Raw genomic sequence first — 26812 nt, 5'->3', positions numbered from 1 at the left:
TAAAAAGATTGGTCGAGGAACGCATATTTTTACAATGATGTTATTTAGCAAACTTTTAAATAACGAAGGAGCGATGGATATATGAGAATTAAACAGGCATTCGAATATGAGGCAGTGAACGAAACCATTAGAAAAAGGGATTGTTATAAAGTAGGTAGTGAATCATGGGAAGCGATGGATTATATGAAGGCTGACATGTTAAGAACGATGCTACCTGAAATGCCAGTAAATGATGTATTTGTTGTAGAGAAAACAAAATTAAAAAAGTTTGTATCTGAATTCACTAGTGATTGGTCAATTGATCAGTTAGAATCTGCTACGAAGCGATTTAGATATGAACGAATAATAGCACATCCGAAGTATGTTCGATTGGCTTTAATTGTGAAGCAAGATAATGAATTAATGAGCATAGTGAAGCCAGTTGAGTTACGTGCAGAGGCGGTAAATGTAGATCACCTTATGAAGCTATTAATTAAAGATGTAGCTACGTCTGATTTGCATTATAATTTTGACCGCCTATATTATGAAAATGATATTTTAAACATTATTTATAAGGCATCTTGATTAAACAATTCCTTTCTAAAAACATAACGAAAGGAGATGTTCAAATGCGAAAACGTAAGAAAAATAAATTGTCATTACCCGATGATACAATTCGAGTAATTACAACAGGGTTTTACCGTCAGTACGACATTCTGCACACAATTTCTAAAACTCGATTTGAAACAAAGATGCTAGATGTGTCTGAAATTTTAGGGGAGGATTTTGAGAAAAAGAAGCGAGGTAAGAAGTCAGCTCCAGTAGAAATTGTTTTACAGCAAGGTCATATGAATGACTTTATGAACGCAGAGGAAACGAAAGTGATAAAGGGTGTTCATAAAATCGGTATTTTAAATGTCGGATCGAATCAGTCGCTGGCAGGAGGTTTCTTGTCAGGCGTTTCTACAAGAGAAGGTTCTTTGGCTGTATGTAGTACGCTTTATGCGTCATTACGTGAGCTACGTGATTTTTATAAGTCGGAAAGAGCAAAAGGTGATGATGGATGGGCGACAGATAAGCTTATTTATTCACCATCCGTTATGCATATGAGAAATCATGAGTGGGAACTTATTAAACCTACTGAAACAGATGTATTTACAGTATTTTTGCCAAATGCACGCATACTTCATAAAAGGGGCGTATTTAATCGAGAGGAAGTAGTGCGTATTGTGAAAGAGCGACTAGTAGCAGCTCTAATGTTATCTTCCAAACAAAAAGTGCATACGATTGTTATGTCTGAAGGGTATCGTGATTTTGGTTATACACGTGATGAATTTGTTTCCTACTTGCAGGAAGTTTTAGAAACGTATTCTTATTTATTTAAAGGGATTCAAAAGATTGTCATTATGACAGAAAAAGATCGCAAAAAAAGACAAAAGAATCCACAATAATTGGAATGAATATAAAAATTGCTGAATAGGATACATGGGTAAACAAAATCAAGAATACAGGGAGGTGTGAATATGTTATTTGAACAACGAAAACATATTTTATTATCAAATAAAGCCTTTGCCGCATATAGTGCTGTAATGGTGAGCTTATTAGGCTTTCAAAATACAGCGTTTGCCGAAAGTAAGTATGATGGCAATACATTAAAGAATGCTACTGACGATTTAGGTAGAGTGTCTGTAGAACATACGCCAGGTTCTATTCCTACAGTAGAAGTTCCAAATGTCACAATTAATCAAGCTCAAGGCTTTGTTGAGCGTAAGGGATTCGACATTGTTGAATTGCTTCAAATTGCAGCACAGCCAATCTCTATCGTAATGTTTATCATTGGTGCAATCATTGCTGTTGTGGGTGCAGCTGGTAAAACAGGTGCAGTTATGAAAGGTATTATCGTGATGGTTATTGCTGTTATTGTGTATGCTGCTACAATGGATGCTCCAGCGTTAGTAGATTTCGGTAATAAGTGGTTAAAAGAATAATATGAATTAATAACTCGGTTGAATAGCTGAGTTATTTTTTTTATATATTTATAGTCTGTAAGGGAGGATGAAGATCATTCTCTTTTTTTTACGTTAAATGAAATAAAAAAAAGCCCAATTCGTTTTTAGTCGAATTGGGCTTGTATTAATTATGCTGCTTTTTCAGGTTCAGCTTGTGCTTTTTCAAATTCAGTTAGTACAGCTGCATCTAAAGCTTCTTTGAATTCTTTTGATACAGGATGTGCAACATCTTTGAATGCATCGCCAACTTTACGTGATGGCATTGTTACGAATAAGCCGTTTTTACCGTCAATAACTCGAACGCCATGCACTACGAATGCACCTCCGAAAGTTACTGATGCAAATGCTTTTAATGATGCTTCACCGTTTGTTTTGTTAATTCGTACTTCTGTTACTTGTAAATTCATTTAAAATCCACTCCGTTTCTTTTTGTAAGTTTATTTTTTTTATCAGTTTTCATTGCTGATACAGTATTACATGCATTAGCGAGGTGGATTATAACACTTTTTCAAAAAAACATTAAAAAAAATTGCAGAGCATGTGTTCTTATAACGGAATAAGCGGGTAGAGGGTTGCGTAATATACTATAAAAGAATTGAAAGGAGTGGTTTTGAATGAATCGCATTAATAAAGTCGGTCAGGAAATGATCGAGTATAAAAATGAGCTGGCTAAAAACTATCCTGACCTAGTTAAACGGTCTATGATTTCAGTGCTGGAGCAGCTGGTTTCAGTAGGAACAATTGATTTAGATACTTTAAACTATGTAAAAAATGAAAGTGTATCAATTATTGATTTTGAACGCTTCATTAAAGAAAGTCCTTTATTTGAGAAAACGAAGGAGGAAATTATCGCAGAATTGCGTATTTTAGAAGATCGCTTGAAAGAAATTTTAGATCTTAAAGATATTGAAGATCTAAAAACGAGCATTATTGAACGTGATGAAATGGTGCTTGTAAATCAAGTATTTGTGTTTGATGAAGCATTCGTATTGCGTTATTTTGATATTAGTGATGAATCAGAAGTTACAACATTAATGAAGCGTGGTGGCTTTGTTGAGAAGTTAGCTGTTTTACGATTAAATGCTATTCTCAAACCGTTCTTACGTGAGAAGAAGGCAGAGCTAGAGAAAGTAGAAATGGATTTGTCGTTTGTGGTGTACGACAATGCATTACAGGGATATAAAATTGAAATCTATTTTGCTATTAGCGAAGATAAATTCGATGATGAAGAAGAACTGTTGGCTTATGTAGACACAATCATGGAAGTGGCTGAGGATGCTCGAACGGAATTTGAACAAAAAACAATCGCATAAAATACTAAATTGATAAAAAACAAACATCTAGGACAAGTAGCCTCTATGTTTGTTTTTTTTAATTTAGCAGAAATTATATAGATATTTAAAGCTATTGATTCGTTGTGCTTGCTCGTCAAGGTTTAGATATGTACTTTGAAATCGAGCAGTAGAAACAAGCATGAATTCATTTTGTAAATTGTGATCGAGCGTGAAGTTTATTAATTTTTCCCATGCATTCGCTGCATTTTGCTGCTCTATTGATTTAATGAGTGATGCCGCTTGTTCTTTATCGATTTTATCTTTTTGTATAGCTTGTTCATGTAGCTCCTGAATGCGTTTGTTTTGATAAATTCCCTTTGTCGGTTGCATATATGCTTGTTTCTCGACATGAGGGGAGGATTGAATTTGTTCCAATGCTTCTTCATATCGCTCGATGTCCATATATGAATAAGATTGTGGGAAATCATCGACTTCTAATTCAATAGGTTCTTCAGGAATATAGTCTTGATTTTCTTGAAATTGTTGTACTTCATACATATTAAAATCAGTTGCAAATTCATCTTCCATAGAATCGTCAATGAAGTTGAGCACAACAGTTAATGGATAGTCTATAGTAGGTTTCACTTCTCTAAGATCTGACATAATTCGTTCAAATGAAGTGATTTGACACTCGCCTTCTTCAGTACGATAGATCAAGTTTAGGTCTGTAAATTTATTTTCCATATGCCCAAATTGATCTTCTACATAATGTACATTAATTTCTAAAACTCGTCCTAAAGCGTAATAAAACAAATTCCTGGCAATAGTTACGCCTGATAAATCATTTAATTCCGATGTTAGATAATTAAGAACTACATTTTGCTGGTGGCTTAATTTAATTAAAGTTTTGTCGTTAATTGCAGTTTTTAGGGCTGAACGTTTAGATAGATCATCCATAGGTATCTTCCTCCAAATAGATAATTAGGAAGCTCGTTTAATGTGTAGGGGAATAATATCGACTTAATGTGTGGAATTTATGTGAGCTCAATAGTGTGATTATTATACCCTGATTTTGGGAAAAAATAAACATATTTAATTATAATGTATTCAAATCCTAAATATACTATGACATAATATTAATAAATTAGGAGTTGTTTGCAATTATGAGCATATTTAAAAAGGAAAATAAGTTAAAAGTACATGAGGATAGGATTATAAAGGATTTATTCACTTCTAACGGCTTAGAAGCACCTAGAATTCTTTATGGGGAAGAGGCTAAGGCATTTGTGATCAAAGAAGCTATTGATGGTCAGATGTTTCTTAAAAAGAAAACAAACGGCTGCTTTATTAGAGATTTTAAAGAGGAAAGTGCGGTGAGTGACAAGGATAGAAAGACAGGGGTTGTTTACTTGTTTAATAAGCGGTTGGCAACATTAGCACATGAATTACGACATTCTTATCAGTGGCAAACAGATAAAAGTTTATTTCCAAACAACAATAAGGATAAAGAGATTTATAAGAAAAATATGAATGCAATAAATAAGAAGGGGTACTATAATGTACCTGCTGAAAAAGATGCATTTACTTATGCGATGCAATATCTGAATACACATAGCGGATTGCTTCAAGGCTTTTTAAAGCGGTGGACTTATCGATTTGATATATTATCTGTAAAAAATTATTTACTAACAGTTGTAATGTTTGTAGGAATGATCTGCTTAATGTATGTACTAGCGTTTAATTTGCCTATTGCAGCATCTTTTGAAATGGGAGTTGCCTTTATGATTGGCTTTTTAATGATAGTGTGGTTGTTGTCGCATGGTATCTGTAGAGTATTGATGGATAAAGAGCATTTTCTAAAGTTGAAATAATATTTAAAAATGGCTATTATGGTTTGTAAGAAATGATTTAATTTACATTTAAAAAAAGGTATTACTCCCTCGATTTGGAAGTGCTGATTTTGCAATAGAAGAAACCCATCCATTTTGAAAAAAGATTAATCAAAATGGATGGGTTTAATTTTGTGTAGGAGTTATTTTTTATAAAAAAGTTTGATTAAAACTCACTTAGAATTCTTACATCAAAAAGGGACAAAATGGTGCAACTTTTTTAAAAACAGTACAACTTTATTTTAAACGATACATCTTTTTTATAAACGGTACAACTTTATTTTAAATCTACAATTGTACTATTAATTTAAAGCTAGATAAGTATAGCCAATTTTCCCATTTAGAGAAGACCAAGAAACAAATTTTAAACCTGTATTGTATTGTCCGCCATCAGAATCATAATAACCAACTTCTCCTTTAGAGTTATAAGCAGCTATAACAGTCCAATGGTATCTTAACTCACCAGAACTAGCATTTAAAAATTCTATTACACCTAACGGGTATTTTTTATTAATAGCATTTTGAACGTTTGCAAAAGTTGGTTCTTCTACACCACTTTGATTATAAGCTCTTGATTTTGCTGTAAATTGGTTTTTATTTAGATTTAACTGTGTTTCTAATCCATTATGGAAAGAATATTGATTTGTTCCCCAGAAATATGAATTCATCATATAATACATTTGATTAATATGTTTAGCATCATTACCATAATAACCTGAGTTCCTTACCTCAGTTATCCCCCGAACGTTCCGATAGTAATTAGCAATCATAACCCCAACTGTTGGACCACATGATGAATTAGGGTTAGCTACACCTGATTGTCTTTGCCAAATACGGGATACAGATAAAGTGTCAGGTAAAGTAGCTAAAGGCGATACTATATCATTAGTTAATGTTTCACTATCTCTTTCGCTAATAGAAAAATCCGAAATTTCTTGTGTCATGAGTGTTTCAGATTTAATTTGTTCTTCAATACTATTTTGTTCAATAGAGGCTTCCCTTAAATCAATACCAAAATTCATTTCCTCATAAAACTTAATATTGCTTGGGTCATATTCTTTAGCATGTTCAATATATTTTTGTTTTGCTTCTTCAAGAATTTTATTTAAATCATTTAAATTATCTGCAAATACTATATCATTAAAAGTTAAGTAGTACGCTTTTTGTTGTGGGTTTCCTGCTAAAATTTCACCATAATGTGTATCGACACCATTGTCAACAGCACCCCATTCTAGTAATGTCCCTAAAGATTCTTTAGCTGAAATTAAGGCATAGCCAACTATTTTATCGCCCTCATAAATGTGCACATAATAACCTATCACCGTATCATCAGTATGGTATAATTCACGAACATATCTAAGTTCGATATTTGATGACGCAACATTCAAATATTCTGCACGTGATTGAATTTCTTCAAGTGCTTTTCCCTGTAATTCGAAAGGAATTGTTCCATCGGCTTCTTTTGCGTCAACACCTGGTAAAAAAATACAAAAGCTAAGAAAAGCCACTACAACCATCATTACTTTTTTCACGTTTTCCCCTTCTTTCGATAATTTTTTTATCAAATGTCAAATTCAGACATTCGATGAATTAATAATACTATATTTCCTTATTAAAAACCGATTAATTCTAAAATAGGTATTTATTTACTATAAAATAACGTGGTAAAAAATACTTATTTATTATTACAAACCTCAACTTATTGGGGTGATAGTCTACTACATAAGCTATAATAAAAATAGAAGAATATTAATAAAATTGATTTAATTAGGAGATGTTTATATGGCTATAAAAGCGATAGAGTTATTTTTTGTGATAGGATCTATTTTTTTTCTTTTTGTGATTTCATTTTTTTTAAGAAAAAAAGGTAAAAAAATTTTGTATAGCTTTATAGTTATTATCCTTATAAGCTATGCAGCATTCCTAACTGTTCGTCCGCATATGCAAGACGCTAAATACGATAAATATACTCAAATGGTTGAAGAACATTTAGAAAAGAAATACCCTAATGCATCTTGGGAAACTAGTTTTGATAAAGAAGAATTATTAACTACAGCATACGGATACCAAATAAAAGTTAAATTTGCTGACGAACCAACAGTACTTTATGTATATAAAATTGAAAATGATAAAGTTATTCAAGCATATGTATCATATAATGAAAATCACCATCAAAATGACGGAAAGTATGTGGAACGAGATTAAAGACTTCTCATAAGATACTAATGTCAATAGAAGAAACCCATCCATTTTGAAAAAAGATTAATCAAAATGGATGGGTTTAATTTTGTGTAGGAGTTATTTTTTATAAAAAAGTTTGATTAAAACTCACTTAGAATTCTTACATCAAAAAGGGACAAAATGGTGCAACTTTTTTAAAAACAGTACAACTTTATTTTAAACGATACATCTTTTTTATAAACGGTACAACTTTATTTTAAATCTACAGGAAGTAATGCCTTTTGTTGTTATAAGCCGCAACTTACCTGGCTTCCGCATTGATTGCAAGTGACGCAACCACCAGCGTCAATTAATTCACCTTCTCGGCATACATAGCATGTGTCGCCAATTTCATTTCCGAACTTTGCTTCCTCATTATTTGTAAAGGAATTAATATCTGTTTTTTTATCAAATGCTAATTCCTCAACTACTCCGTCATCAAATTGACTATCTTTTTCTAAGCTTAATACTTGTGAGCTACGAGAGCCATCTACATATACTGTACCGCCTTTTGCTCCACCTTTATATAAACGCATATAGATATTTTGAACATCTTTTACAGTAAATCCTTTTGGAGCATTTACTGTTTTAGATAATGCTGAATCAATATGAGCTTGAATTGCACATTGCATATCAACGTGTTCTTCAGGTGATAACTCCATTGATGTAACGAAGTAATCAGGTAATGGATCATTGATACGTTCAGGGTAGTGTTCGTAATACTCGTTTACAATGTTGGCTGTTACTTCAATGGATTGTCCTAAACGTCCTGAACGGAAATATTTAAGAGAGAAGTAAGGCTCAAGTCCAGTAGCTCCGCCAATTAACGTTCCAGTGCTTCCAGTTGGGGCAACTGTTAAAAGATGTGAGTTTCGAATACCGAATTTTAAAATGTTTTGACGAATATATTCAGGCATTTTTTTCATGAATCCTGTATTGATAAATTTGTGGCGAAGCTCCATCGTTTCTTCTTCTGTTTTACCAACAATGAATAGGAAACTACCTTTTTCTTTAGCTAACTCAATAGATTCCTCATAAGCAGCCAGCTTAATTGTTTCAAAAATTTCACTTGTTTTGGCAATGCCTTCTTTCGAACCATATCGAACACCTAATTTAATTAATAGATCGGCAAGTCCCATTACGCCTAATCCGATGCGTCTTTCGCCTAGAGCTTGAATTTTATTCTTTTCGAAGAAGTAAGGGCTTTGATCAATAATATTATCCTGGAATCGAATGGCGACTTTTACGGTTTTAATTAATTCTTCTTTGTAAAAATTGCCCTTAAAATCACCGAATTTAGACAAATTTATAGCTGATAAGTTGCAAATTGCCCAGGGACTGAGCGGCTGCTCGCCACAAGGATTGGTAGAAACTACTTTTTGACCGTAAGCTTGAGCATTCGTTGCTTCATTGGCATTGTCTAAGAAGAAGATGCCAGGTTCAGCACTGTATGTTGCACAAATCGTAATTAGTTCCCATAAATCCTTTGCTTTAATTGTACGATGTGTTTTAACGGTATAGCCCATAGCTTCCCATTCACGCACATCTCCAATTAGATGCCAATTTTCATTGTAGAATTTCATTTCTTCTTCTGTATATGCTTCGATGTCAGGGAATCGTAAAGGATACTCCGCATTGTTTTCTACAGCTTCCATAAATTCCTTTGTGATGCCTACAGAAATATTTGCACCTGTTAAGAAGTTCGGATTGTGTACAGTATAAATGCCGTTATCTGTTAAATATCGATTCGCTTCGGCTTTCATTTCTTTTGTAATAGTCGAATCAGTTGATTCTACAATAGATGTATACATTGCCGTTTCCATTGGAAAAAGAGCCTTGAATGAAAGTTTGTTTTTAGCTGCTTCACGAATAGATGGATCATTTGTCATATCAGCAATTTGCTTTAGGATATATGGTTTTTCCATCTTAGACATAACAAATTCCACGATGTCTACATGCCAGTCATTTAAGATCAGCATTTGAGCACCTTTTCGTTGACCGCCTTGAGAGATTAAATGTGTTAATGAAGCTAAATCGTTAAGCCAGCTAACAGCACCACTTGATTTTCCACTAACACCTTTAGCTAATACATTTCGAGGACGTAATGTTGATCCGTTTGTCCCAACGCCTCCGCCACGTGACATGATTTCAAGTACATTTGTACGATGTTCGCTAATGCCTACACGTGAATCTTGCATAAATGGCATAACGTAGCAGTTGAAATATGTTGCTTGACTAAATGTTCCTGCACTATTTAAAATGCGTCCAGCTGGTACAAGTTTTTGTTCCTTGATAACATCAATAAATGTTTGAGCGATGGCTTCACGAATTTCTGCTGCTTCTGTTGAGGCAATGCCGTTTACGCCGCCAACACGTTGAGCTGTTTGTTCGAAGAAAAGCTCTAATGGTTTTTCAATACGGTTTTTTGGCAATGTTACAATACCAGCTTCAAATTCGGGTTTTACAAAACGTTCTTCTAATTGCACAGATACTGTTTCATTATCATGAATTTTTGATACGTAACCAATACCACGTTCAGGGAATGTTGGATGTTCAGCCGTAGTGACAAGTACAAGGTCGCCCTCTGATAATGTTTTTAATTCGAGATCACAGTACGCATAGCGGTCAAAGAATACGATGCGTGAGATGTCAGCGAACTCAATTTTCATATCTTCCGTAATAGGGGAAACGATATGAGAATAATGTTTCTTAATGTCTTGATTGATTTTTTTGATAAGTTGTTTGTTCATGTTTGTATGAACCTCCTTTAAATTTGTATTTTGTATTTTTTACATCTTATAAAATACGCAATTGATTATGTAGATATAATAAAAAAGGGCTGAACCTATAAAAAAAAGTCCTTCCCTTTTATAAAAAACTACTCATATTTATTAAAATGCTTTTATCTCTAAAATTTCTCCGCATTCATCGAAACGCAGCGTGTTTAATTGCCCACCAAACGTGCATCCACCATCAATAGCAATGAGTTTTTCATCAAATGAAATAAAAACATCATTTTTCTTATCGGCTCTTATAAGTGATGTAGGTGTGTGACCAACGACTGTTCGTTTATCAATTAAAGATTTGGTTGTATTGGTCTTGTATGCCTCAATCAGCGTCCGATCCCAAATCATATCCGTTTTAGATGTATGCTTCCAATCAATAAGGTTGTAATTAAAACCAGCGTGTACAAAACGTAGTGCAGGTGTTTCATAAAAATATCCCCATGTTTTAAGAAAATCGATTACATCTTTGTATTCTTTATTAATGAATTTATTGATTTCAACTAAATCACTCTTTTCTAAATCAGGATGTTCATCTAAAACATTGTGCAACGTGTTGGCTAGGTATTCCCAAAAATGTTCAACTGCAAGGTCAGGATTAGCCAGCCAATTTAAAAATTCTTTGTCATGGTTGCCTAGTAAACAAATTACTTTGTCGGGATAGGCATCATGTAGTTCTTTTAATCTTTGTAAAACATTTATGCTTTTAGGTCCTCGATCAACAGCATCTCCTAAAAAAATCAAAATATCTTCTCTATTCCAATTGGAGATAGCTTTTTCGAAAGCTTCTAATTGACCATGAACGTCACTAAATATGTAATACATAAATAATTCCCCCTTTATACGTGTTATAAATTATATTTTACATATATGTAATATATCATAGATACTTGAATATAGTTAATATAAATGATATGCTTTTTTAATATATTTATAGTATCTGAGAAAAAGCGAGGGAGGCGGTTGATTTTGAGCACATCATCAATGGCTAATAGTGTAGTAGATATTACAAATTTAAAAGAAAATATTTTAGAAATTCATCGTACCTTTATGGAAGCAAAGCATTCAACTTATGTAATTTGCGATATAGAAACAACAGGCGTTGCAGGATTAGATAAGGGAACAAAAGTGATTGAACTTGCAGCCTTAAAGTATGTAGATGGTAAATTGGTTTCGGGTTTTCACTCATATGTTGATCCTGAGTGCAAGATTCCTAAAGACATAGTAAAACTAACAGGTATTACAGATGAAACAGTGAAGGGAAATCCTACAATCATACCTGTAATGCATCAATTTTATCATTTTTTAGGAGATGCAATCTTTATCGCTCATAACGCAGTGTTTGATTGGGATCGTTTCATTAAGCCGTTATTTTTACAGGCAGGGTACAAAATGGATAATCAAGTAATTTGCACGTTGAAGCTTACACGAAAATATTTCCCTCAATTAGTAGGTCACAAGCTAAATCACCTTGCTGATTTTGCAGGAATTGAAATGACAAATCACCATTCGGGTTGGGCGGATTGTAAAACGTTAGGCGATATTGTGTTAGAGATGTATAAGATGCAGTTTGTGGGTGAATCGTTTGATTTTGATATTTCAAAGCCGCTATTGAAGGCAAATCGTACTCCAATTTTAAAAGATTTCAAAATTAAAAAGGTGAAGTATTGGGAAAAGACTGTATCAAAAAAAATTGAGCGTAGATTGTATGTGACAATGGATGTAGGTAGTGTATTTTTCGATTACAACGCAAATTGCTGGAATAACAAAGATATTGAGCAAACGATCAATTTTGCTGAAATTGAGCAGCGAGTATTGCGTTTTATTCGTAAGAGTAATTTAGAAGAAGCGAAAGCTGTATAAGGGGGGGATGTTTAATGAAAAAGATTTTAGTTTTAGGATTAGGAGCATTGGCAATGAGTGCTTTTTTAGTTGGGTGCTCCGATGATAAAAATGAAGTGAAAAATCCAATTGAAGAAGCAGATGAAGCGAATCAAACGATTGATAAAGTGGCTGAAGTTCAGATTGTGGAAGATAAAAATCCAGTTCAATTTGGAAATTTTACAGCAACAATTAATCAAGTGGTTACTACTCCTGAAGATTTGTTAATTGTAGATCTGACGATTAGTAACAAGAGCAAGGAAGTAACTACATTGATTACGAATGAATTAGAGCTACGCTATTATAAAGATGCAAAATACGAGAAGTTATCAAATGTTTACTTGCCAACATTGATTGATGGAAGTGTTGATATTCAGGCAGGTGAATCGAAAAAATTAACTCTAACCTATGCACATGGGGGAGCTAACAGTATTGCCTACAATTCGCTTCTTCGTTTTAAAACATTTGAAAAAGATGAATTACACGTGAAGGATGTACCTATTCAAAATTACATTAATGTTCATTTATCTAAATAATTAAAGAGAGGTGTTTTAATTTGCCAAATAATTTAATTCCGTATTTAGGAACTATTTTTAGAAGCATATTGGCATTGTCGCTAATATTGATGTGTCGATTGTCAGAACGTTTTGATCAAAAATTTTACCATTATATTCGACAATTTGTTGATTGGGACTTTGAAAAGAAGTTAAAAAGTGGTCGGGATTAATGAATGCACTAGAAGCAATCGTATTGTTGAATAAATTAAAAAGTGAAAAAGCGGCATTAGAAGATGCATTGAATGCTTTAAGGGAGAAGGAAAATCATAGCGGATCTGAGGAAGTGTTATTAAAAATGATTAAAGATCGTTCAGAGCATCAATTGGCATTAGAAAAAACATTGAGGGGAATAGAATTGCCATTAATTTATTAATAGTGAATCATATTAGAAAGGGGTGAGTGAGGTTATGGATGCGAGAGATTATGTAGCAGTTGCAAAGTTTATTAATGATTGTCCTAATTGTGGTAGTAGCAATGTTCGAGAAGGGGAAGGTTTAATAGGGATGTTAGATCCATTTATTAAAAGGACTTGTAAATGTGGGTTTAATTTTAAGTATGATGTCGATCAAGGTACTAAGCCAAAACAAATCCGTCAAGCGATTGATCAAGCTTTAAGCGAATGTTAATAACAAATGAAATAAGAGCAACGAATATATAATTTCGTTGCTCTTTTAATTTGCTCATTAATACGTGTATTGAGGGGTGGGGAAAGACTGATTAGCATATGGCGTGTTTGGATATGGCGTTCCATTTGGTCCAACATTGTTCGTCATTTGTGGAGGCATTTGTGGAGGCATCGGTGGCATCGAATTGTTTTGATGGTTATATGATTTGTTGTTTCCAAAATCTTTTTTAGGTGTTGGATTCATAAGTTCCATCATATAATACGCTGCATTAAATGCGTTAATATGCGATTCTACAGTTAAAACAAGTTGTTTCATTGAACTAGCACTCATTGGTACACGAACAATTTCAGAAGGCTTTTTGTATCGAGGTACGATAATGCCTTTTTGTGTTTGTTCACCAATTCCCCATTCTGCTGAGAGCACAAATGGATAATCATCCTTTTGACCAGGAGCGATTTTAAATTGACGAGAAATAGACATTTTTGGATCGTTGCCATACTTTTGCATCAATTTGCGATCATTGTCGTTAAATTTCTTAACAGACTTGCCCCCCAATGTGTTGTATACAGCTTTTGGATACTGGTGTCCAGCAGCTTGAGCAGCCTTTTTAGAATTCAGTAATTCTTTAGGCATTCTGCCGCTCATTACATCATTTTTAAGCTCTAAAAATTCGGCAAATGTTAAAAAGATAGAAATGTCATGGACATATTTATTACCTTTTGATGCCTTGTTATCGTATTTGATGAATCGGAGGACTATTACTTCTAAATGAAACATTCCATTTGTTACTTCTAGGAATGAATCTCTTCCGTCAATACGAATAATTTGTGGATCGAATTCTTTTCTTTGCATAAGTTTATATGCTCCTTTCGTAATAAAATCTCCTATACTCTATGTCTCTTTATTTTGGTTATTCCGTAAATAGTTGAAAAGCACAAAAAAAAACCTCCCTATTAAATAGGAAGGTTCTCAAATTAAATAAATGTTTTAAATGCTGCCCAACCTGCAATTAAAACACAGTACACGACACCAAATCCATACATTTTTACTTTTGGTTTAATTTCTTTATGATCTTTTTTTTTGGCAGCTTTCAAGCGATTCATATTGTAAATCAGCATACCTCCAAAAATCAACCCTAATACTACAGATGCAATAAGTACGTTCATTTTTACGACAACTCCTTTTCTACGAAATTTATTTTCAATTTTTATACTCATACTCTATGCGGCTATATAGGCTATTACAACTAATAATCTAGTTGTTTAATAATTCTTATAAAAAAAACTCACTTTTCTGTTATATAAGGAACTCATGAAGCATAGAATATAGCGTCATTGAGAAAATAGGCGACAATATATGTCAATTATTACTGGCAAATTATTTTAAAGAGGAAATTATTTTAGGAGGAATTTATTATGGGTTTTGAGAAATTAAAAGAGTTAAGATTTGATTCAAAAGTTGAGAGTAATGCAATTGAACAACCTGTTAAAAATGTTGAGTTAAGGATGGACATAAAGCGTGGCGATATTTACATAGCAGATTTATCAGGGGCAATTGCATCGGAACAAAAGGGAGAGGAACGTCCTGTACTGATTATTCAAAATGATGTGGGGAATCGTTTTGCACCAACAGTAATTGTTGTTCCTTTAACTACAAAATGTAAGCGTGAGTTGCCTACACACTTCAAATTAGAAGCAGGTAAAACTCCAGTTAATCAAACAAGTTATGCAATATGTGAACAGATACGCACAATCGACAAGTCTCGATTAAAGGGGTATGTTGGTAAAGTGCGTGAGGAAGATTTAGAGGGATTAAATGAATGCTTATTGATCAGCTTAGGAATTGGAAAATGATTTAGCTAAGAAAAGTAGTGGTTCAAGTATACCACTATTTTTTTATTGACTAAAAACTTAACGTAAATTATAATTTACATATACTAAAAATAATTAATAGCTAAGGGGTTGCTAATATGAATATAACAATTAATGGTTTCGATATAAAGGATTTAGAATCAATGGTAGCAGAGCAAAAGGTAGATTGGGTGACAACAGATTTAACAGAAAGGAAAGGAATGGAAGAGAAAGATACGCTCATTTTTACATTTGAAGATGCTTATCGTGATAACGTGATTCGATTGATTTCTCTTTATGTTATGACTTCTGTAATGGACGAAATTTTAACAGACGAGCATGGCGAATTGCTGGAAAATCGTTTTAGCGAAGGCTCCAATATTAAAATAGTAAATCAACTTTTACGAAGCCGAGTAGAATCTCCTAGTTCAAATTTATTCGCATTTGCTTATCAAACAACCAATAGTTACTTTGAAAACAATGAATTGATGGATTTTGAGGCATTTACATTTTTTAATATGCAAAAGCATTTTAATGAGTATAAGATGGTCGCAGATGAAGTGATGGTTCAGGCAACGATTATTGCAGAAGATATAAAAGCTGTTAAAGAAATCGTTGAAAAGACTAGGGATGATATTGATTGGAGAGGGGAAACGAAAGATCTTGATGTCTTAGAACTTGAAGTAGTTGACCGTTCAAAAACAATCGAGAACCTTGAAATTGTATTAAAACTTCGTAAAATGGATGGTTCTGAAGAAGAAGTAGTAGATACGCAGTTTATAAGGAAAGTATTTACTTATTCTTTGCCACTTCAAATGGTTGATCTTGCAAATAATAAGCCTTCTTTACAAAGATTTTTTTCTCAAGTTGCACACATTCCTTCATTAATCGTGACGTTTGGTGTAAAAAACATTCAAATGGATTCATATCTATTTGGCTTACCATTTTTCCACAAATATTTAGCATTGATTATTGAAGAACTAGGGCATTTCCAATTCGATAATAATATTACGATCAGCGTATAAGTAAATGGCAAGTCATTTTAGAATGGCTTGCTTTTTAATTGTCAGAAATGAGGAAGTCGCTTTTGATTTTAAGTAGTAGCAATCTTTAGTAAAGCATAAAGTATAGGAGTTATTATTCAAAAAAAATAAAGGAGGTTATGTAATGAACAAAAAAGACAAGAAAATAACGATTGCTATTTCAGTTGTATTGATTGCGTTACTGATTGCCGCAGCAGTTTGGTTCTTAACAAGAGAGCCTGAACAGATTAAAGAATTGCCTAAGCAAACAGTGTTAGCCGAAAATGCAATTAGTTATAACGAAAATGGTGAGATTCAATTGTATGATGTTGCCGATGGTAGCTTGCTGGATGAATTTGATTTAAAGACATTGAGTGATTCAGTCGAAAAAACGGTGACTGAAAAAGTTGTTGTTGAAGAAACTGAGCCAAAGGTAGAAGAGCCAGTGGTGGAGGAAAAGCAGGAATCGTATAAAGACTTTGATATTGTTTGGATGACGATTGAAAAAGGTGATAATGCTTGGACAATTCAAAAGAATTTAACGCCTGAACGAAATCCTTCAACAATGTTAGGTTATGTTCGAGAAATCAATGAACATTATGCGATGCATCCAATTTATCCAGGTCAAAAATATGCATTCTTGAAAGAAAAAGGGACAAATACAGATCAGCAGTATGAGAATAAATTAACTGACGCTCCTATTGAGTTTCAGGAGGCAGAAAAGGAAAAAGAAGTTGTTGAAGAGGTCGTGATGACTACAACTGAATTAGAAACGGATTACATCTATTATGCATCTCAAGAAGATGATACGCTTTATGCTCATTCAGATTTTAATAATGAAGTATATGCCATTTCTGTAGAAGGTGAAAAGTTAAAAGTCGAATCGAAATGGAAACATTCTAGTAAAGTAGGTTCTCCTGTACGTTTTATTTTAGAAAACAACATCGCCTACTTTGAATATGCTGCCTCTGATAAGTTAATTACGCTGGAGTTAGGTCAAAACATGCGTACAATCAATTTACTAGATACGCCATCGCATCGTTTGGTAGTTGACGATGTTTACATCTATACATTTGGAGATTATATTGGCATTTATGATTACAAAGAAGAGCGTGTTGAACAAGCAATGATGGGAGATCTTACAAAAGATTTAATAGAATTGAAAGGTCAAGTTTACGCAATCAATGCTTTTGGTTCGGAAACAGCAAAAAACCTTTTATATAAAATTGATCCAAAAACATTGCTAGTAGAGCGATTAATGGAAATTGATTCGGATGAAGCTACATTTGCATCGTATGGTGATACAGATAATCTATGGATAAGTTTTATTGAGAAGAAAAAAGATTTAGAAGGTACTTTAATTGAAACAGAATTAATGAATCAGGTAGATACAGATAAGCTTAAATTTAACGATAATTTATGGATGTTTGATTTATTGACGATCTCGTATTCTGCCAAAAATTATCTATACGATTTATCAACGCCTGAAAAAGTTGACATTTATGCGATGGGTAACACTAAGATTCATCATACGTTTTCATATGAGGGCGATAATTTATTTATTGTATTACCAAATTAAGTTCTAGGAGCGGCTACGTTGTTGTAGCTGCTCTTTTTTATGTCCGACATATTTTGGGTTATAAGCGATGTCGTTTTTTCATAGTTTAATATGGCTAAGCAATTTGTTACTTTTTTTCGGTTATGAAAGTCAAAAGTCGCTCGTACAATATAGGGTTCTATTGGAAATTAGGATTCTACATTTAGATATTTTGAAAAGGACGGGATTTTATTATGATTGAAAAATTTGAACGAATTAACAATGGAGAAATTGTACAAATGGCGATGATTGTGGGCTTTTTACCGCATGATATTCCAGCAGTACGAGAAGTGAAAGTAAAAGGTGAACCGAAGAAGGTGCTTTCTTCATCATCGGGCAATCCGTTTTCTATTGGTTGGAAAGACGGAGGACGTGATAAAAAAGAATTTATGTCTTTAGAATTTTGGGGTAACAGTGCAGAAGTAATGAAGAAATACGGTTATAAAGGTATGCCTATTTCAGTGTCAGGTCGTATTAAGAAAAGCTCTTATAAACGTTGCGATGAAGTAGTGCCTTACGAAACATTAATCGTAGATAAATTTGAAATCTTACGTTTCCGCAAGAAAGAAGATGGTGGAAGTGGCGAAATGTCAGAAGTTACGCAGATGCAAAATGGTACAGAGGGTAAGCAAATTCAGGTCAATCCTGATGATATGCCGTTTTAGTAAGGGATTAAAATGTATGGTTGCAAACAATATTTGGATGAAAAATGGAGGAAATAATAATGACAGCTATTTTGAATCAAAACTTATTAGAGAAATGTAAAAAGGATATTTTAATTTCTTCAGTTATTGGGCGTTATACAGAAACAAAGAAGAATGGCGACAATGTTTTAGCAAAATGTCTTTTCCACGAAGATGAAAATGTAGGTTCTTTTGTTGCTTCTGATAGCAAAGGGACATTTAAGTGTTTTTCATGTGGAGTTAGTGGCAATGCTATTAAATTTGTGGCTTTAAAAGAGAATTTAACTTATATAGCAGCTGCTTATAAGTTAGGGCTAGATCATGGTTTGATTACTCAATCAGATTACGATCTGTTTTGTAATAATCAAGATGAAAAGCTAGGTGGATTCACGATGACAGGTATTACAAGACGTTTAACAGATGAAGAAATTTTAGCAGCTAAGCAAAAGGAAGTAATGGAAACTTTAACATTATTAACAGCTGATGATGATGCAGGTATTCGTGGCTCACATTTAGTAGAGCCATTATTGGACACATACGGTTTTGTATGGACTGATTTTTTAGAACGTGATGAAAATGGTTCATTTGAGCGTTTTGGTATCGAGAAGCCATCAGCTGAAGTTCTCTCAAATTTCGAGCGTGCTCATGTGTGGTTTAATGAATCGTTGAAATTAGCGGTTATTACATTTGACTACGGAAATAGCAATACAGGGTTTGCTGGTGAATTTACGACAGAAGCAATGCAAAAGATGATTGAAAACATAAAGTAACTATTAAAAAGCAACTAGCATTAGTTGGTTATGGGGGCTAGTTTTTTAGCCCCTATTTTTTATTAGGAATCACATATAAAGGATCGGTGAGTTTAAATGGATAAGTACCAATTTACAGATGAATTAATAAGTAATTGTAGAAGCAGTGTGTCCGTTTCTTCAGTTGTTGAACAATATGAAGAAACAAAGAGAAATGGTGGAAATGTATTAGCAATTTGCCCATTCCATGCTGATGAACGATTTGGATCATTTGTAGCTACAGATTCAAAAGGCATTTTCAAATGTTTTTCATGTGGCACAGGTGGTGATGTTATTAAATTTGTCGCTTTAAAAGAAAACCTAGATTATATTGCAGCTGCATATAAAATTGGCTTAGATTATGGTTTAATCTCACAATCAGATTATGATACGTTCTTTTCTAAAAGACGATATAAGCCTGACGATGCAATTCGTTTTCAAAAGCGAAGTGAAAAATTAGATCGTAAACATGAAAACAATATTGCAAATAATGAGATTTTAAATAAGGTTTTTCGTATGTTTATTAAAGAGTGCTCATTAACTGATGCACATAAGAAGCATTTATTGGAAGAACGTCAATTGACGGAAAAGCAAATTGAAGATGGGTTATATTTTACTTTCCCAACACGCTATGTGACAAAAAGTTTTGTAGCAAACATTCGTAAGCAGTTTGGAAGCGATAAGGTGTTGGAAGGTATACCAGGATTTTATTGGAGTGGAGAAGATGCTAAATGGCTATTTCCAAAAATGAAAGGAATGGGGATTCCAATCTTAAATGCGAAGCGTGAAGTCGTAGGGATTCAAGTAAGGCGTGATGATGTAGAAAATGCAGATGGCGGCAAGTCAAGACGATATGTTTGGTTTAGCTCAAGTTTTGCACAAGCTCACGAAAAGTATGAGCATGGTACATCTTCAGGGGCTCCAGTTGATGTTGTTATTCCTGATGCTGTAACAAATAACTCGGTTATTGTAACGGAAGGGCGATTTAAGGCTCAAATATTGGCAAAGTCTACAGGAAGTGTAGTCTTATCTGTACAAGGCGTTAGTAGTTGGAAAGGGATTATGCAAGAGTTGGTAGATTTATCCAATAATCCAGCAGTAAGTGAATGCTACGTGAGAGATATTTTTCATCCAGCAATCATTTTAACTGCTTTTGATGCAGATATATCAAAAAATATCCAAGTGTTTGAACAATTGAAGCGTATGAGTGATGCATTACAGGAGCGTAAATACCCAACTTATTATCTTTATTGGGATGAAGAGTTAGGTAAGGGAGCAGATGATGTTATTATTAATGGTCACAAATCAGCTATTAAGCGATACGATAAGTCTTTATGGGACAAGCGATTTGAAAGAATGGTGCAAGACATTATGAGTGCGGAAAAAATTACAAAACGTGATGATCTCAAGAAGGTGAAAAAAGAAATTGTATTTAAACATTTTGAAAATAATTTTTCAACATTTGAAGCTTTAGAGCCTCGTATGTTAAGTGATTTTCATAAGCGTATGTTGGAAGTTGCAGTATAGCTGGTATAAAATAGGAGTGCTGATTCAATTGTGAATTCAAGCTCTCCTATTTTTTTTACTTATTCGTTATGAAAATTTAAAAGATACATAGTATACATTAGGTTTTATAAAAAAGGAGCAAATTATTTGCACCGAAAATAGGATTGGTCTAAGTGCCATATTATAGGAGGAAGTTTTTATTATGGAAAAAATTAATGTGAAATTAGTAGGTCCAGATTCTTTATACCCAATTCGTAAGAATTTAGCGGTAGGTACATCAGTTCGCATTACAAAAGATGAAGGTAATAAGTTTAGCAATACAGCTTTAAAAGTATTGTATAACGATCAAATCATTGGCTTTGTTGGTGAAAAAGAGGACGTTTCAGAAGGTACTATTTCAGCAAAAGAGTTGCACAATATGTTTACTGATAATGAATTTTTCACAGCAGTAATTACTTCTGTTTTACCAACGGCACGTAACAATACGCCTATGGTATTACATGTATTAGTAAATCCAGTTGTAAATAACATGGACGGAACAGAAGAAATGTCAGATGTAAAAATCGAGTTAGGCATTGGTGGTACTAGAGCTGCTAATAAAGAGTTAGCATCGCTTACAGCTGATGTGGCAATTGAAGAAAATCCAATTCAAGCAATAATTACAGTGGAGGGTGATAAAATTATCGTTGGCTACAATGGCGGTAAAGGCGGCAGTATTCGTAAAGATGACATGCTGAAAGTAATTGGACATGATACGATTGCAGAGCTTGACTATTCTCGTTTTGTGTCATTCCTTGAAACAGAGCGTGCTGGCAAAAACAAACCTGCATCTATTGAAGTATCGATGGATGGTAAAAAGAAATTAGTTGCTACACTTCAATTATCGGTTTCTGAAGTAGACGAGCTTTTCAAAGTAAAAGGTGAGGGTATTGCTGCTGAAATGGAGCGTATCCTAAATGAAGGCATTACTACGAAAGAAAATTTAGAACGAATTGTAGCAGTAATGGAAGATGCTAATTTTGAAGAGGATATGATTATTCGATTATTAGCGACATTTATCATTTATACTGAAGATTGGAAAGAGCGTATTCCAAATGAGCCTGAAACACTTTTCATTGGGGAAGAATTAGTCTATGACGTATTATTCTACGCAGGAATGGGTAGCAAAGGTCGTCACTTATTATTCGAAGGTGATAAAGGTTTAGGTAAAAACCATTTAGCAGAACAAGCTGCATGGATGCTACAACGTCCATTAGTTGAGATTTCTGTAAACATTGGTTCTGATAATTCATCTATCTTAGGTACACAAACGGTTACTTATGATACAGATGGTCGCATGAATATTGGTTTCGATCCTCAAGTCTTATTAGATGGTGCAGAGGTTGGAGCAATTGTTGTAATGGACGAGTTCAATACAGGTTTAGCAGAAGTCTTTTCAGGACTTAATAGTTTATGGGATAAACGTAGACGTTTAACTGTAGCTGGCTACAAAACTATTGAAGCTCACCGTAACTTTTTAACAATTGCAACAATGAATCCATTCTATACAGCAACAAGCGATTTAAACGAAGCAACAGCAGAGCGTTTTATTCCAATTATCTTTGATGGTCAAGTTCAAATCAAAAAGATTATCAAGGGTCATTTCCCTGAAGTAAAAGCTCCATATGTAGATTCAATTGTTACTGTTTATAAGGATATGATTGCAATGCGTAACAATGGTCGTATTGATGACAAGTCAATTACGATTCGTGGTTTAATTGATGCAGCTGAAGCAACATTATACGGCATGGGCTTACAACGTGCGTTAATCACAAACGTTGCTAATCGTGCTAGAGATATTGACGACAGACGTTCAATTACATCATTAATTAAAGACAACGTGGCATCTAACTAAGCGAAATAATGGCGTGCATGAATTTGATTTTTCATTTCATGTGCGTTTTTTTTATTTAAAAGGAGCGGATAAATTATGCAAGAATTTTTTCATGTGACACCAATTTCTAATATGGATTTAATATTGAGTGTAGGATTAATACCTCAAATCGGGGAACGGTCTGAAGGTGTTGAAGAAGAAGCACTCGTTTGCTTATTTAGGACGTATGAAGATTGTGAAACGGCATTATTGCAATGGTTAGGAGAAGAGTTTGAAGAATTGGAAGAAGAGTTAGTGATCTTGAAAGTTCAGTTACCTAATGATTTTCCGTTGATCCAAACAAGTGAATGGGAAGTTGTTTCAAAAATTAATATTGGAGCACAATATATTTCTTTCTATAAAAATGAAGGCTAGAAATAGCGAATGAGGGCATAGGCGTAATATTGTCTATGCCTTTTTTGATTTAATAGTTTAGAAAAGAACATTTTGTCTGAAGTGAAATGAAATAGTTATGATCAATTAAAAGGTCACGTATGATATATAAGATTTTATAAAAATGGAGCAGCGTTTTAGGCTGTACTTACCAGGGAGGATGTTCTATTATGAGCACAAACGTAACAGGATTTTATCGAAATTCAAAAGTGGAGGAATTAAACATGGCAGCGGTGGGGCAAAGCAAGGTAGACAAAATCATTTTTGCTGAACGTGTAGCGAAAGTAGATGCATTAATCAAGGATAGCAAATGGTACGCAGAGTTCAAAATGATTTTAGGTTACTACTTACCAAATCACCCATATATCGAATTGTTTTTAGATGCAATTAGTGAGCCTCATACAAATGGTAAAGCGATTTGGGCTGGTATGCCGCAGTATATAGTCGAACGAGAAAAGCCATTAACAGATGTTGAAATTTATGCAAGCTTACGTGCTATCTTAGCACATGAAGCTCAACACATTCGTAGCTCGAATTTTAAGGCTTATGCAGCTTATATTGAGCATATTGTAAAATATTTTGGCAGTTTAGATGTGAAGTATCAAAATCCAGGCTATCAAGGTGTATTACAACATGTCGCAACATCTTTCGGTAATGGTATTGAAGATGGTCGTATCGAACGTATTACAGTATATAATCGTCCAGGTTTAACTAAATACTTCCGTTATTTCCGAGCAGAATGGTGGAAATCACAACCTGTAACACAACCAAATGATAATTTAAGCACATTCTTGTGGTCAATTGTTACTTTGGCAACAACAGGTATGTATCCGCTAAATTTCATAAAGTTTTATGCTGGTACAGAAGTTGAAAAAGAGTTAAATCGTATTGAAGCAGATGTTATTTTGGCGACTAATACTCGTACAGCAGAAGATTGCTTAAAAGCTTGTTATCGCTTAATTCAAAATTCTGAGGCGTTGCTACGTAAATGGATTGATGAAATTCCAGTAAATACATTACAAAACATGCCAACGAATGTAAATCATGAATATACAACTTCTGAAGATGACGAATTCAATGAGCAAGCACCTCAACAATCATCTATGTTTGACAATTCAAACGCTAAAGGCAAAGAAGATCAAGATAAGAAAGATGATCAAAAAGGTCAAGGTGGTTCAGGTGAGCAGCAGGACCAAAAGCAAGATCAAAAAGATAGTCAAAGCGGTTCTGATGGTAAGGAATCTGATAAAAAAGAAGATGCAGAAAAGCAAGCTGGCGGCTCTAATGGTCAAGGCAAAGATGATAAAAAAGAAAATGCTTCTGATCAAGGTAAAGATGGCGATAAGGAAGATAAAAAGCAAGGTGAAAAATCTTCATCAAATAGTGATTTAAAAGGTTCTGACAAATCATCTGAAGGCAATGAAGATGCTTCTGAAAAAGGTGAAGATGGTAAAGAGAAAGGTAAAAAAGATAAAGCAGCAGCCTCTAAATCACCGATTCAAAATATGGAGCCACATTTATCTGCTACTGAATCTTATGGTCAAGAAGGAATGCAAGAAGATCCTAAAGACGGTGAGCGTTTAGATGAAGTAAATAAAATGATTCAGGACATCTTGAATGATGTTAAGCAAGATTTTGAACAGACGAAAAATTCTATTAATGATAAAGAGGAACGTTCGCTGGAGAAAAGTCGTTCGGAAGCTACTAGCCTATCAAAAGAAGAGCTAAAAGAAATCATGAATAAAAGTGGTTTTGGCTATCGTGATATTACTTTACGTGAAGGTTCAGGAGCTAAGATGGTTTTACCTCAAGAAATTCAATATCGAGCTAAGCGTTTTGCTAAAGAAGTGAAGTGGCTATTGGATAGCAAGGTTACTCCAACAAAACGCAATCAAACAGCAGGTATGATTGATCCACTAAAACTTTATAAGTTAGGTATGAAAGATACTGGTATTATGAAGAAAAATGGTCGCAAATCATTAGGGGATTATGTAGCTTACTTCATTAAGGATGAATCAGCGTCTATGAATTCATCTAAGCGTACAAGTGCAGGTATTGCCTTATCAATTGCTGAAGAAGCATTAAAGCCATTGATTCCGTTAAAAATTACTAGCTATACGACATCAAATAACGGTGTTGTGCATCGCTTAATTAAAGATTTTAAAGATCAAGGCAAGCGTAGTTACTCTTATACGGATTTAGTCAATAACTCTACAGGTAACGGTAATGCTGATGGGGTAGCAATACGTACAGCTACAGAGGAATTATTAAAACATGGCAGTAAGGATAAACTATTATTCATCTTTTCTGATGGTGTTCCATCTGCTTACGGTAAACAATCAGTTGGTTTAGCTGATGTTAAGGCAGCTGTTACTGAAGCTAAGCGTAAAGGTATCCGAGTATTCTGTATTATGTTCGGAACAAAAACTGAACGTGAAAGTTTAGATAGCAACTTCCAATTCATGTATGGCAACGATTTTATTTCAGTTGATCCTAATGAGATTGAGAAGGTATTAAAAACTCGTTTAATGAAAGCATTAGTAAAATAATTAGATTGAATGGACTAAGCGAATTATCGCTTAGTCTTTTTTATTGGAATAAAAGTATTTTCCCATACATATAGTCTATAAGATTTTTAAAAAAATGGACGCTTTCAAAGCGTAGTGAAAAAGGAGTTTGTATTGATGGAACGCAGGGATGTAACAAAATCAGAATTTATTGTAGAGGGGTTTCAGGTTTTTCATGATGTTGAAGCAATTGAAGTAATCGAAAATTATGGGGAATTATTTTTTGACATGCAGCAAAAAGGCTTGCAGGAATTATTTCCAAATGGCGTTTTTCCTGATAATGAAGAATCTTATCGTTTTTTACTGTATCACTTTATGTTAGAAGGATATGAATCAACGTGTTTTGATTTACTAGCAACAGTAGAAAAATTAGATTCGGGATATATTGCAATTGAATACAGCATTGTAAAAGGCAGAGATGAAAAAAATGACTCTTATGAGCAATATTCATTCTTATATCAAGCGAAAAGCGAATATATGAAATTACTTGTAGAACATTTAAAAGAAATCAAAAACGAACCATATTATGCAGAGGAACTATAGGGGGAATTTGATATGTTAGACTTTACAGCAATCGAAATTTTAGAAGGATTTTCAATTGAACAATTAGAGGAAATGCTCACATCTACGAATAGGAGTATTGAATTTGGCGTAATAGATTCAGCTATTGAAGGAGTATTTGAAGAGCTGTTAGATAGTGATCAAGAAGAATTGCCGCTGTTACGTATTTATTTAGAGGCGATTTTATATAAAAAGTACACTGAATCAAATCTTACAATTTCACTTACAGATGTAAGTCATGTTCAAAAATACTCATTAATGGTGGAAGATGAATATTCCTTTATCGTCAGCTCATTGAAAGATGCTTTTAAAATAAAGGAATTAATAGATGCAGAAAATCTAAAACTGTTTAAAGTGCAAATTGAGCAGGGAACTTTTAATTGTAGTCAGCGATTTGGGGCATTAGTTTTAGAAGAAGATGTTGCATTACGAACAATGGATAATGTTGTGAATTGTTTTGTTGTAGAAGATGGTGAAACAGTTAATATTGCAATGAGCTTAGAGGCAGCATTGGGTATATGCGAGTTTGCTAAAAATGTTCAGAAGAAAACATTGATGATTCATAAAGCAAAAGGTCTATTTAGCTTTATGAATAATGAAATTGCGAATATACTAGAGATCGAAGAAGAAATTCCTACATTTCTATAAAAATTAAAGGCGGCAGCATTTATGACAGAAGAACAATTGCACGATTTTATAAAGTAACTACAAAGCA

Annotated in this window: 28 protein-coding genes; 21 read left to right on the top strand and 7 right to left on the bottom strand. The window is 33.7% G+C overall.

Features of this window, described 5'->3' with window-relative positions; genetic code table 11:
* Positions 1–81 precede the first annotated feature (81 nt).
* The 3 genes from ACOMCU_RS02100 (at position 82) to ACOMCU_RS02090 (ending at position 1967) form a co-directional block, all read left to right on the top strand.
* Positions 82–564 (top strand): hypothetical protein, encoded by a 483-nt coding sequence (locus ACOMCU_RS02100; RefSeq protein ID WP_421049318.1) that lies wholly within the window; start codon positions 82–84, stop codon positions 562–564.
* A gap of 44 nt (positions 565–608) precedes the next feature.
* The gene (locus tag ACOMCU_RS02095; protein ID WP_421049317.1) at positions 609–1430 is read left to right on the top strand and encodes a TIGR02452 family protein; all 822 of its coding nucleotides are present in this window, start codon (positions 609–611) and stop codon (positions 1428–1430) included.
* Between the two features lie 72 nt (positions 1431–1502).
* Positions 1503–1967 (top strand): hypothetical protein, encoded by a 465-nt coding sequence (locus tag ACOMCU_RS02090; protein WP_421049316.1) that lies wholly within the window; start codon positions 1503–1505, stop codon positions 1965–1967.
* Between the two features lie 149 nt (positions 1968–2116).
* On the opposite strand, the gene ACOMCU_RS02085 is transcribed toward ACOMCU_RS02090, so the two are convergent.
* Positions 2117–2395: a septation protein SpoVG family protein gene (locus ACOMCU_RS02085; protein WP_421049315.1), complete on the bottom strand. Its 279-nt coding sequence runs from the start codon at positions 2393–2395 to the stop codon at positions 2117–2119.
* A gap of 207 nt (positions 2396–2602) precedes the next feature.
* Here ACOMCU_RS02085 and ACOMCU_RS02080 point away from each other — a divergent pair, with 207 nt between their 5' ends.
* Complete coding sequence (locus ACOMCU_RS02080; RefSeq protein WP_421049314.1) at positions 2603–3301, top strand: hypothetical protein; 699 nt, start codon at positions 2603–2605, stop codon at positions 3299–3301.
* A gap of 63 nt (positions 3302–3364) precedes the next feature.
* Here the strand turns inward: ACOMCU_RS02080 and ACOMCU_RS02075 are convergent, their stop codons facing one another.
* On the bottom strand, positions 3365–4219 hold the full coding sequence (locus ACOMCU_RS02075) for a hypothetical protein (protein ID WP_421049313.1): 855 nt from the start codon (positions 4217–4219) through the stop codon (positions 3365–3367).
* Positions 4220–4425: 206 nt separating this feature from the next.
* Between ACOMCU_RS02075 and ACOMCU_RS02070 the strand changes: the two genes are divergently transcribed.
* Complete coding sequence (locus ACOMCU_RS02070) at positions 4426–5133, top strand: type IV secretion system protein (RefSeq protein WP_421049312.1); 708 nt, start codon at positions 4426–4428, stop codon at positions 5131–5133.
* Between the two features lie 320 nt (positions 5134–5453).
* On the opposite strand, the gene ACOMCU_RS02065 is transcribed toward ACOMCU_RS02070, so the two are convergent.
* Positions 5454–6683, bottom strand: coding sequence for a hypothetical protein (locus tag ACOMCU_RS02065; RefSeq protein ID WP_421049311.1), 1230 nt, complete (start codon positions 6681–6683; stop codon positions 5454–5456).
* Positions 6684–6933: 250 nt separating this feature from the next.
* Here ACOMCU_RS02065 and ACOMCU_RS02060 point away from each other — a divergent pair, with 250 nt between their 5' ends.
* Positions 6934–7356 carry a hypothetical protein gene (locus tag ACOMCU_RS02060; protein ID WP_421049310.1) on the top strand — a complete coding sequence of 141 codons (423 nt, stop codon included), beginning with the start codon at positions 6934–6936 and terminating at the stop codon, positions 7354–7356.
* 263 nt (positions 7357–7619) lie between these two features.
* Here ACOMCU_RS02060 and ACOMCU_RS02055 read toward each other — a convergent pair whose 3' ends face one another.
* Positions 7620–10121, bottom strand: coding sequence for a vitamin B12-dependent ribonucleotide reductase (locus ACOMCU_RS02055; RefSeq protein WP_421049309.1), 2502 nt, complete (start codon positions 10119–10121; stop codon positions 7620–7622).
* Between the two features lie 141 nt (positions 10122–10262).
* A complete protein-coding gene (locus ACOMCU_RS02050) occupies positions 10263–10979 on the bottom strand; it encodes a metallophosphoesterase (RefSeq protein WP_421049308.1) in 717 nt (238 codons plus the stop codon).
* A gap of 144 nt (positions 10980–11123) precedes the next feature.
* On the opposite strand from ACOMCU_RS02050, the gene ACOMCU_RS02045 reads away from it, so the two are divergent.
* The 4 genes from ACOMCU_RS02045 to ACOMCU_RS02030 all read left to right on the top strand — a co-directional run bounded on the left by ACOMCU_RS02045 (position 11124) and on the right by ACOMCU_RS02030 (position 13218).
* The gene (locus ACOMCU_RS02045) at positions 11124–12017 is read left to right on the top strand and encodes a PolC-type DNA polymerase III (RefSeq protein WP_421049307.1); all 894 of its coding nucleotides are present in this window, start codon (positions 11124–11126) and stop codon (positions 12015–12017) included.
* 14 nt (positions 12018–12031) lie between these two features.
* Entirely contained in the window at positions 12032–12571 is a 540-nt protein-coding gene (locus tag ACOMCU_RS02040) for a hypothetical protein (protein ID WP_421049306.1), read from the top strand.
* 190 nt (positions 12572–12761) lie between these two features.
* Positions 12762–12965, top strand: a complete 204-nt coding sequence (locus ACOMCU_RS02035; RefSeq protein ID WP_421049305.1) for a hypothetical protein — start codon at positions 12762–12764, stop codon at positions 12963–12965.
* A gap of 34 nt (positions 12966–12999) precedes the next feature.
* Entirely contained in the window at positions 13000–13218 is a 219-nt protein-coding gene (locus tag ACOMCU_RS02030; RefSeq protein WP_421049304.1) for a DUF3797 domain-containing protein, read from the top strand.
* 57 nt (positions 13219–13275) lie between these two features.
* On the opposite strand, the gene ACOMCU_RS02025 is transcribed toward ACOMCU_RS02030, so the two are convergent.
* Positions 13276–14070, bottom strand: a complete 795-nt coding sequence (locus ACOMCU_RS02025; RefSeq protein WP_421049303.1) for a hypothetical protein — start codon at positions 14068–14070, stop codon at positions 13276–13278.
* 122 nt (positions 14071–14192) lie between these two features.
* On the bottom strand, positions 14193–14384 hold the full coding sequence (locus ACOMCU_RS02020; RefSeq protein WP_197224649.1) for a hypothetical protein: 192 nt from the start codon (positions 14382–14384) through the stop codon (positions 14193–14195).
* Positions 14385–14633: 249 nt separating this feature from the next.
* Here ACOMCU_RS02020 and ACOMCU_RS02015 point away from each other — a divergent pair, with 249 nt between their 5' ends.
* From ACOMCU_RS02015 to ACOMCU_RS01965, 11 genes are all read left to right on the top strand, one after another.
* Positions 14634–15071 (top strand): type II toxin-antitoxin system PemK/MazF family toxin, encoded by a 438-nt coding sequence (locus tag ACOMCU_RS02015; RefSeq protein WP_421049302.1) that lies wholly within the window; start codon positions 14634–14636, stop codon positions 15069–15071.
* A gap of 116 nt (positions 15072–15187) precedes the next feature.
* Positions 15188–16093, top strand: a complete 906-nt coding sequence (locus ACOMCU_RS02010; RefSeq protein WP_421049301.1) for a hypothetical protein — start codon at positions 15188–15190, stop codon at positions 16091–16093.
* 142 nt (positions 16094–16235) lie between these two features.
* Positions 16236–17669, top strand: a complete 1434-nt coding sequence (locus ACOMCU_RS02005; protein WP_421049300.1) for a hypothetical protein — start codon at positions 16236–16238, stop codon at positions 17667–17669.
* A gap of 212 nt (positions 17670–17881) precedes the next feature.
* Entirely contained in the window at positions 17882–18352 is a 471-nt protein-coding gene (locus tag ACOMCU_RS02000; protein WP_421049299.1) for a single-stranded DNA-binding protein, read from the top strand.
* A gap of 59 nt (positions 18353–18411) precedes the next feature.
* Positions 18412–19140, top strand: coding sequence for a CHC2 zinc finger domain-containing protein (locus ACOMCU_RS01995; RefSeq protein WP_421049298.1), 729 nt, complete (start codon positions 18412–18414; stop codon positions 19138–19140).
* A 96-nt stretch (positions 19141–19236) separates the two neighbouring features.
* On the top strand, positions 19237–20685 hold the full coding sequence (locus tag ACOMCU_RS01990; protein WP_421049297.1) for a CHC2 zinc finger domain-containing protein: 1449 nt from the start codon (positions 19237–19239) through the stop codon (positions 20683–20685).
* A 181-nt stretch (positions 20686–20866) separates the two neighbouring features.
* Positions 20867–22558 carry an AAA family ATPase gene (locus tag ACOMCU_RS01985; RefSeq protein WP_421049296.1) on the top strand — a complete coding sequence of 564 codons (1692 nt, stop codon included), beginning with the start codon at positions 20867–20869 and terminating at the stop codon, positions 22556–22558.
* Between the two features lie 75 nt (positions 22559–22633).
* Positions 22634–22951 (top strand): hypothetical protein, encoded by a 318-nt coding sequence (locus tag ACOMCU_RS01980; protein ID WP_421049295.1) that lies wholly within the window; start codon positions 22634–22636, stop codon positions 22949–22951.
* A gap of 188 nt (positions 22952–23139) precedes the next feature.
* On the top strand, positions 23140–25518 hold the full coding sequence (locus ACOMCU_RS01975; protein WP_421049294.1) for a VWA domain-containing protein: 2379 nt from the start codon (positions 23140–23142) through the stop codon (positions 25516–25518).
* A 135-nt stretch (positions 25519–25653) separates the two neighbouring features.
* Positions 25654–26079 (top strand): hypothetical protein, encoded by a 426-nt coding sequence (locus ACOMCU_RS01970; RefSeq protein WP_421049293.1) that lies wholly within the window; start codon positions 25654–25656, stop codon positions 26077–26079.
* A 12-nt stretch (positions 26080–26091) separates the two neighbouring features.
* Complete coding sequence (locus tag ACOMCU_RS01965) at positions 26092–26745, top strand: hypothetical protein (RefSeq protein WP_421049292.1); 654 nt, start codon at positions 26092–26094, stop codon at positions 26743–26745.
* The last annotated feature ends 67 nt before the right edge of the window (positions 26746–26812 follow it).

Origin of the sequence: Lysinibacillus sp. UGB7 (genome assembly GCF_049058285.1) — a bacterium.
GTDB lineage: Bacteria > Bacillota > Bacilli > Bacillales_A > Planococcaceae > Lysinibacillus > Lysinibacillus sphaericus_B.
Note: the sequence above shows the minus strand (reverse complement) of the source record. Positions and strands in the feature narration are given on the sequence as shown.

Bases quoted from the DNA above. Each gene is read 5' to 3' on its own strand.
- ACOMCU_RS02100 (WP_421049318.1), top strand. From the start codon at position 82: ATGAGAATTAAACAGGCATTCGAATATGAGGCAGTGAACGAAACCATT.
- ACOMCU_RS02095 (WP_421049317.1), top strand. From the start codon at position 609: ATGCGAAAACGTAAGAAAAATAAATTGTCATTACCCGATGATACAATT.
- ACOMCU_RS02090 (WP_421049316.1), top strand. From the start codon at position 1,503: ATGTTATTTGAACAACGAAAACATATTTTATTATCAAATAAAGCCTTT.
- ACOMCU_RS02085 (WP_421049315.1), bottom strand. From the start codon at position 2,395: ATGAATTTACAAGTAACAGAAGTACGAATTAACAAAACAAACGGTGAA.
- ACOMCU_RS02080 (WP_421049314.1), top strand. From the start codon at position 2,603: ATGAATCGCATTAATAAAGTCGGTCAGGAAATGATCGAGTATAAAAAT.
- ACOMCU_RS02075 (WP_421049313.1), bottom strand. From the start codon at position 4,219: ATGGATGATCTATCTAAACGTTCAGCCCTAAAAACTGCAATTAACGAC.
- ACOMCU_RS02070 (WP_421049312.1), top strand. From the start codon at position 4,426: ATGAGCATATTTAAAAAGGAAAATAAGTTAAAAGTACATGAGGATAGG.
- ACOMCU_RS02060 (WP_421049310.1), top strand. From the start codon at position 6,934: ATGGCTATAAAAGCGATAGAGTTATTTTTTGTGATAGGATCTATTTTT.
- ACOMCU_RS02055 (WP_421049309.1), bottom strand. From the start codon at position 10,121: ATGAACAAACAACTTATCAAAAAAATCAATCAAGACATTAAGAAACAT.
- ACOMCU_RS02050 (WP_421049308.1), bottom strand. From the start codon at position 10,979: ATGTATTACATATTTAGTGACGTTCATGGTCAATTAGAAGCTTTCGAA.
- ACOMCU_RS02040 (WP_421049306.1), top strand. From the start codon at position 12,032: ATGAAAAAGATTTTAGTTTTAGGATTAGGAGCATTGGCAATGAGTGCT.
- ACOMCU_RS02035 (WP_421049305.1), top strand. From the start codon at position 12,762: ATGAATGCACTAGAAGCAATCGTATTGTTGAATAAATTAAAAAGTGAA.
- ACOMCU_RS02030 (WP_421049304.1), top strand. From the start codon at position 13,000: ATGGATGCGAGAGATTATGTAGCAGTTGCAAAGTTTATTAATGATTGT.
- ACOMCU_RS02025 (WP_421049303.1), bottom strand. From the start codon at position 14,070: ATGCAAAGAAAAGAATTCGATCCACAAATTATTCGTATTGACGGAAGA.
- ACOMCU_RS02020 (WP_197224649.1), bottom strand. From the start codon at position 14,384: ATGAACGTACTTATTGCATCTGTAGTATTAGGGTTGATTTTTGGAGGT.
- ACOMCU_RS02015 (WP_421049302.1), top strand. From the start codon at position 14,634: ATGGGTTTTGAGAAATTAAAAGAGTTAAGATTTGATTCAAAAGTTGAG.
- ACOMCU_RS02010 (WP_421049301.1), top strand. From the start codon at position 15,188: ATGAATATAACAATTAATGGTTTCGATATAAAGGATTTAGAATCAATG.
- ACOMCU_RS02005 (WP_421049300.1), top strand. From the start codon at position 16,236: ATGAACAAAAAAGACAAGAAAATAACGATTGCTATTTCAGTTGTATTG.
- ACOMCU_RS02000 (WP_421049299.1), top strand. From the start codon at position 17,882: ATGATTGAAAAATTTGAACGAATTAACAATGGAGAAATTGTACAAATG.
- ACOMCU_RS01995 (WP_421049298.1), top strand. From the start codon at position 18,412: ATGACAGCTATTTTGAATCAAAACTTATTAGAGAAATGTAAAAAGGAT.
- ACOMCU_RS01990 (WP_421049297.1), top strand. From the start codon at position 19,237: ATGGATAAGTACCAATTTACAGATGAATTAATAAGTAATTGTAGAAGC.
- ACOMCU_RS01985 (WP_421049296.1), top strand. From the start codon at position 20,867: ATGGAAAAAATTAATGTGAAATTAGTAGGTCCAGATTCTTTATACCCA.
- ACOMCU_RS01980 (WP_421049295.1), top strand. From the start codon at position 22,634: ATGCAAGAATTTTTTCATGTGACACCAATTTCTAATATGGATTTAATA.
- ACOMCU_RS01975 (WP_421049294.1), top strand. From the start codon at position 23,140: ATGAGCACAAACGTAACAGGATTTTATCGAAATTCAAAAGTGGAGGAA.
- ACOMCU_RS01970 (WP_421049293.1), top strand. From the start codon at position 25,654: ATGGAACGCAGGGATGTAACAAAATCAGAATTTATTGTAGAGGGGTTT.
- ACOMCU_RS01965 (WP_421049292.1), top strand. From the start codon at position 26,092: ATGTTAGACTTTACAGCAATCGAAATTTTAGAAGGATTTTCAATTGAA.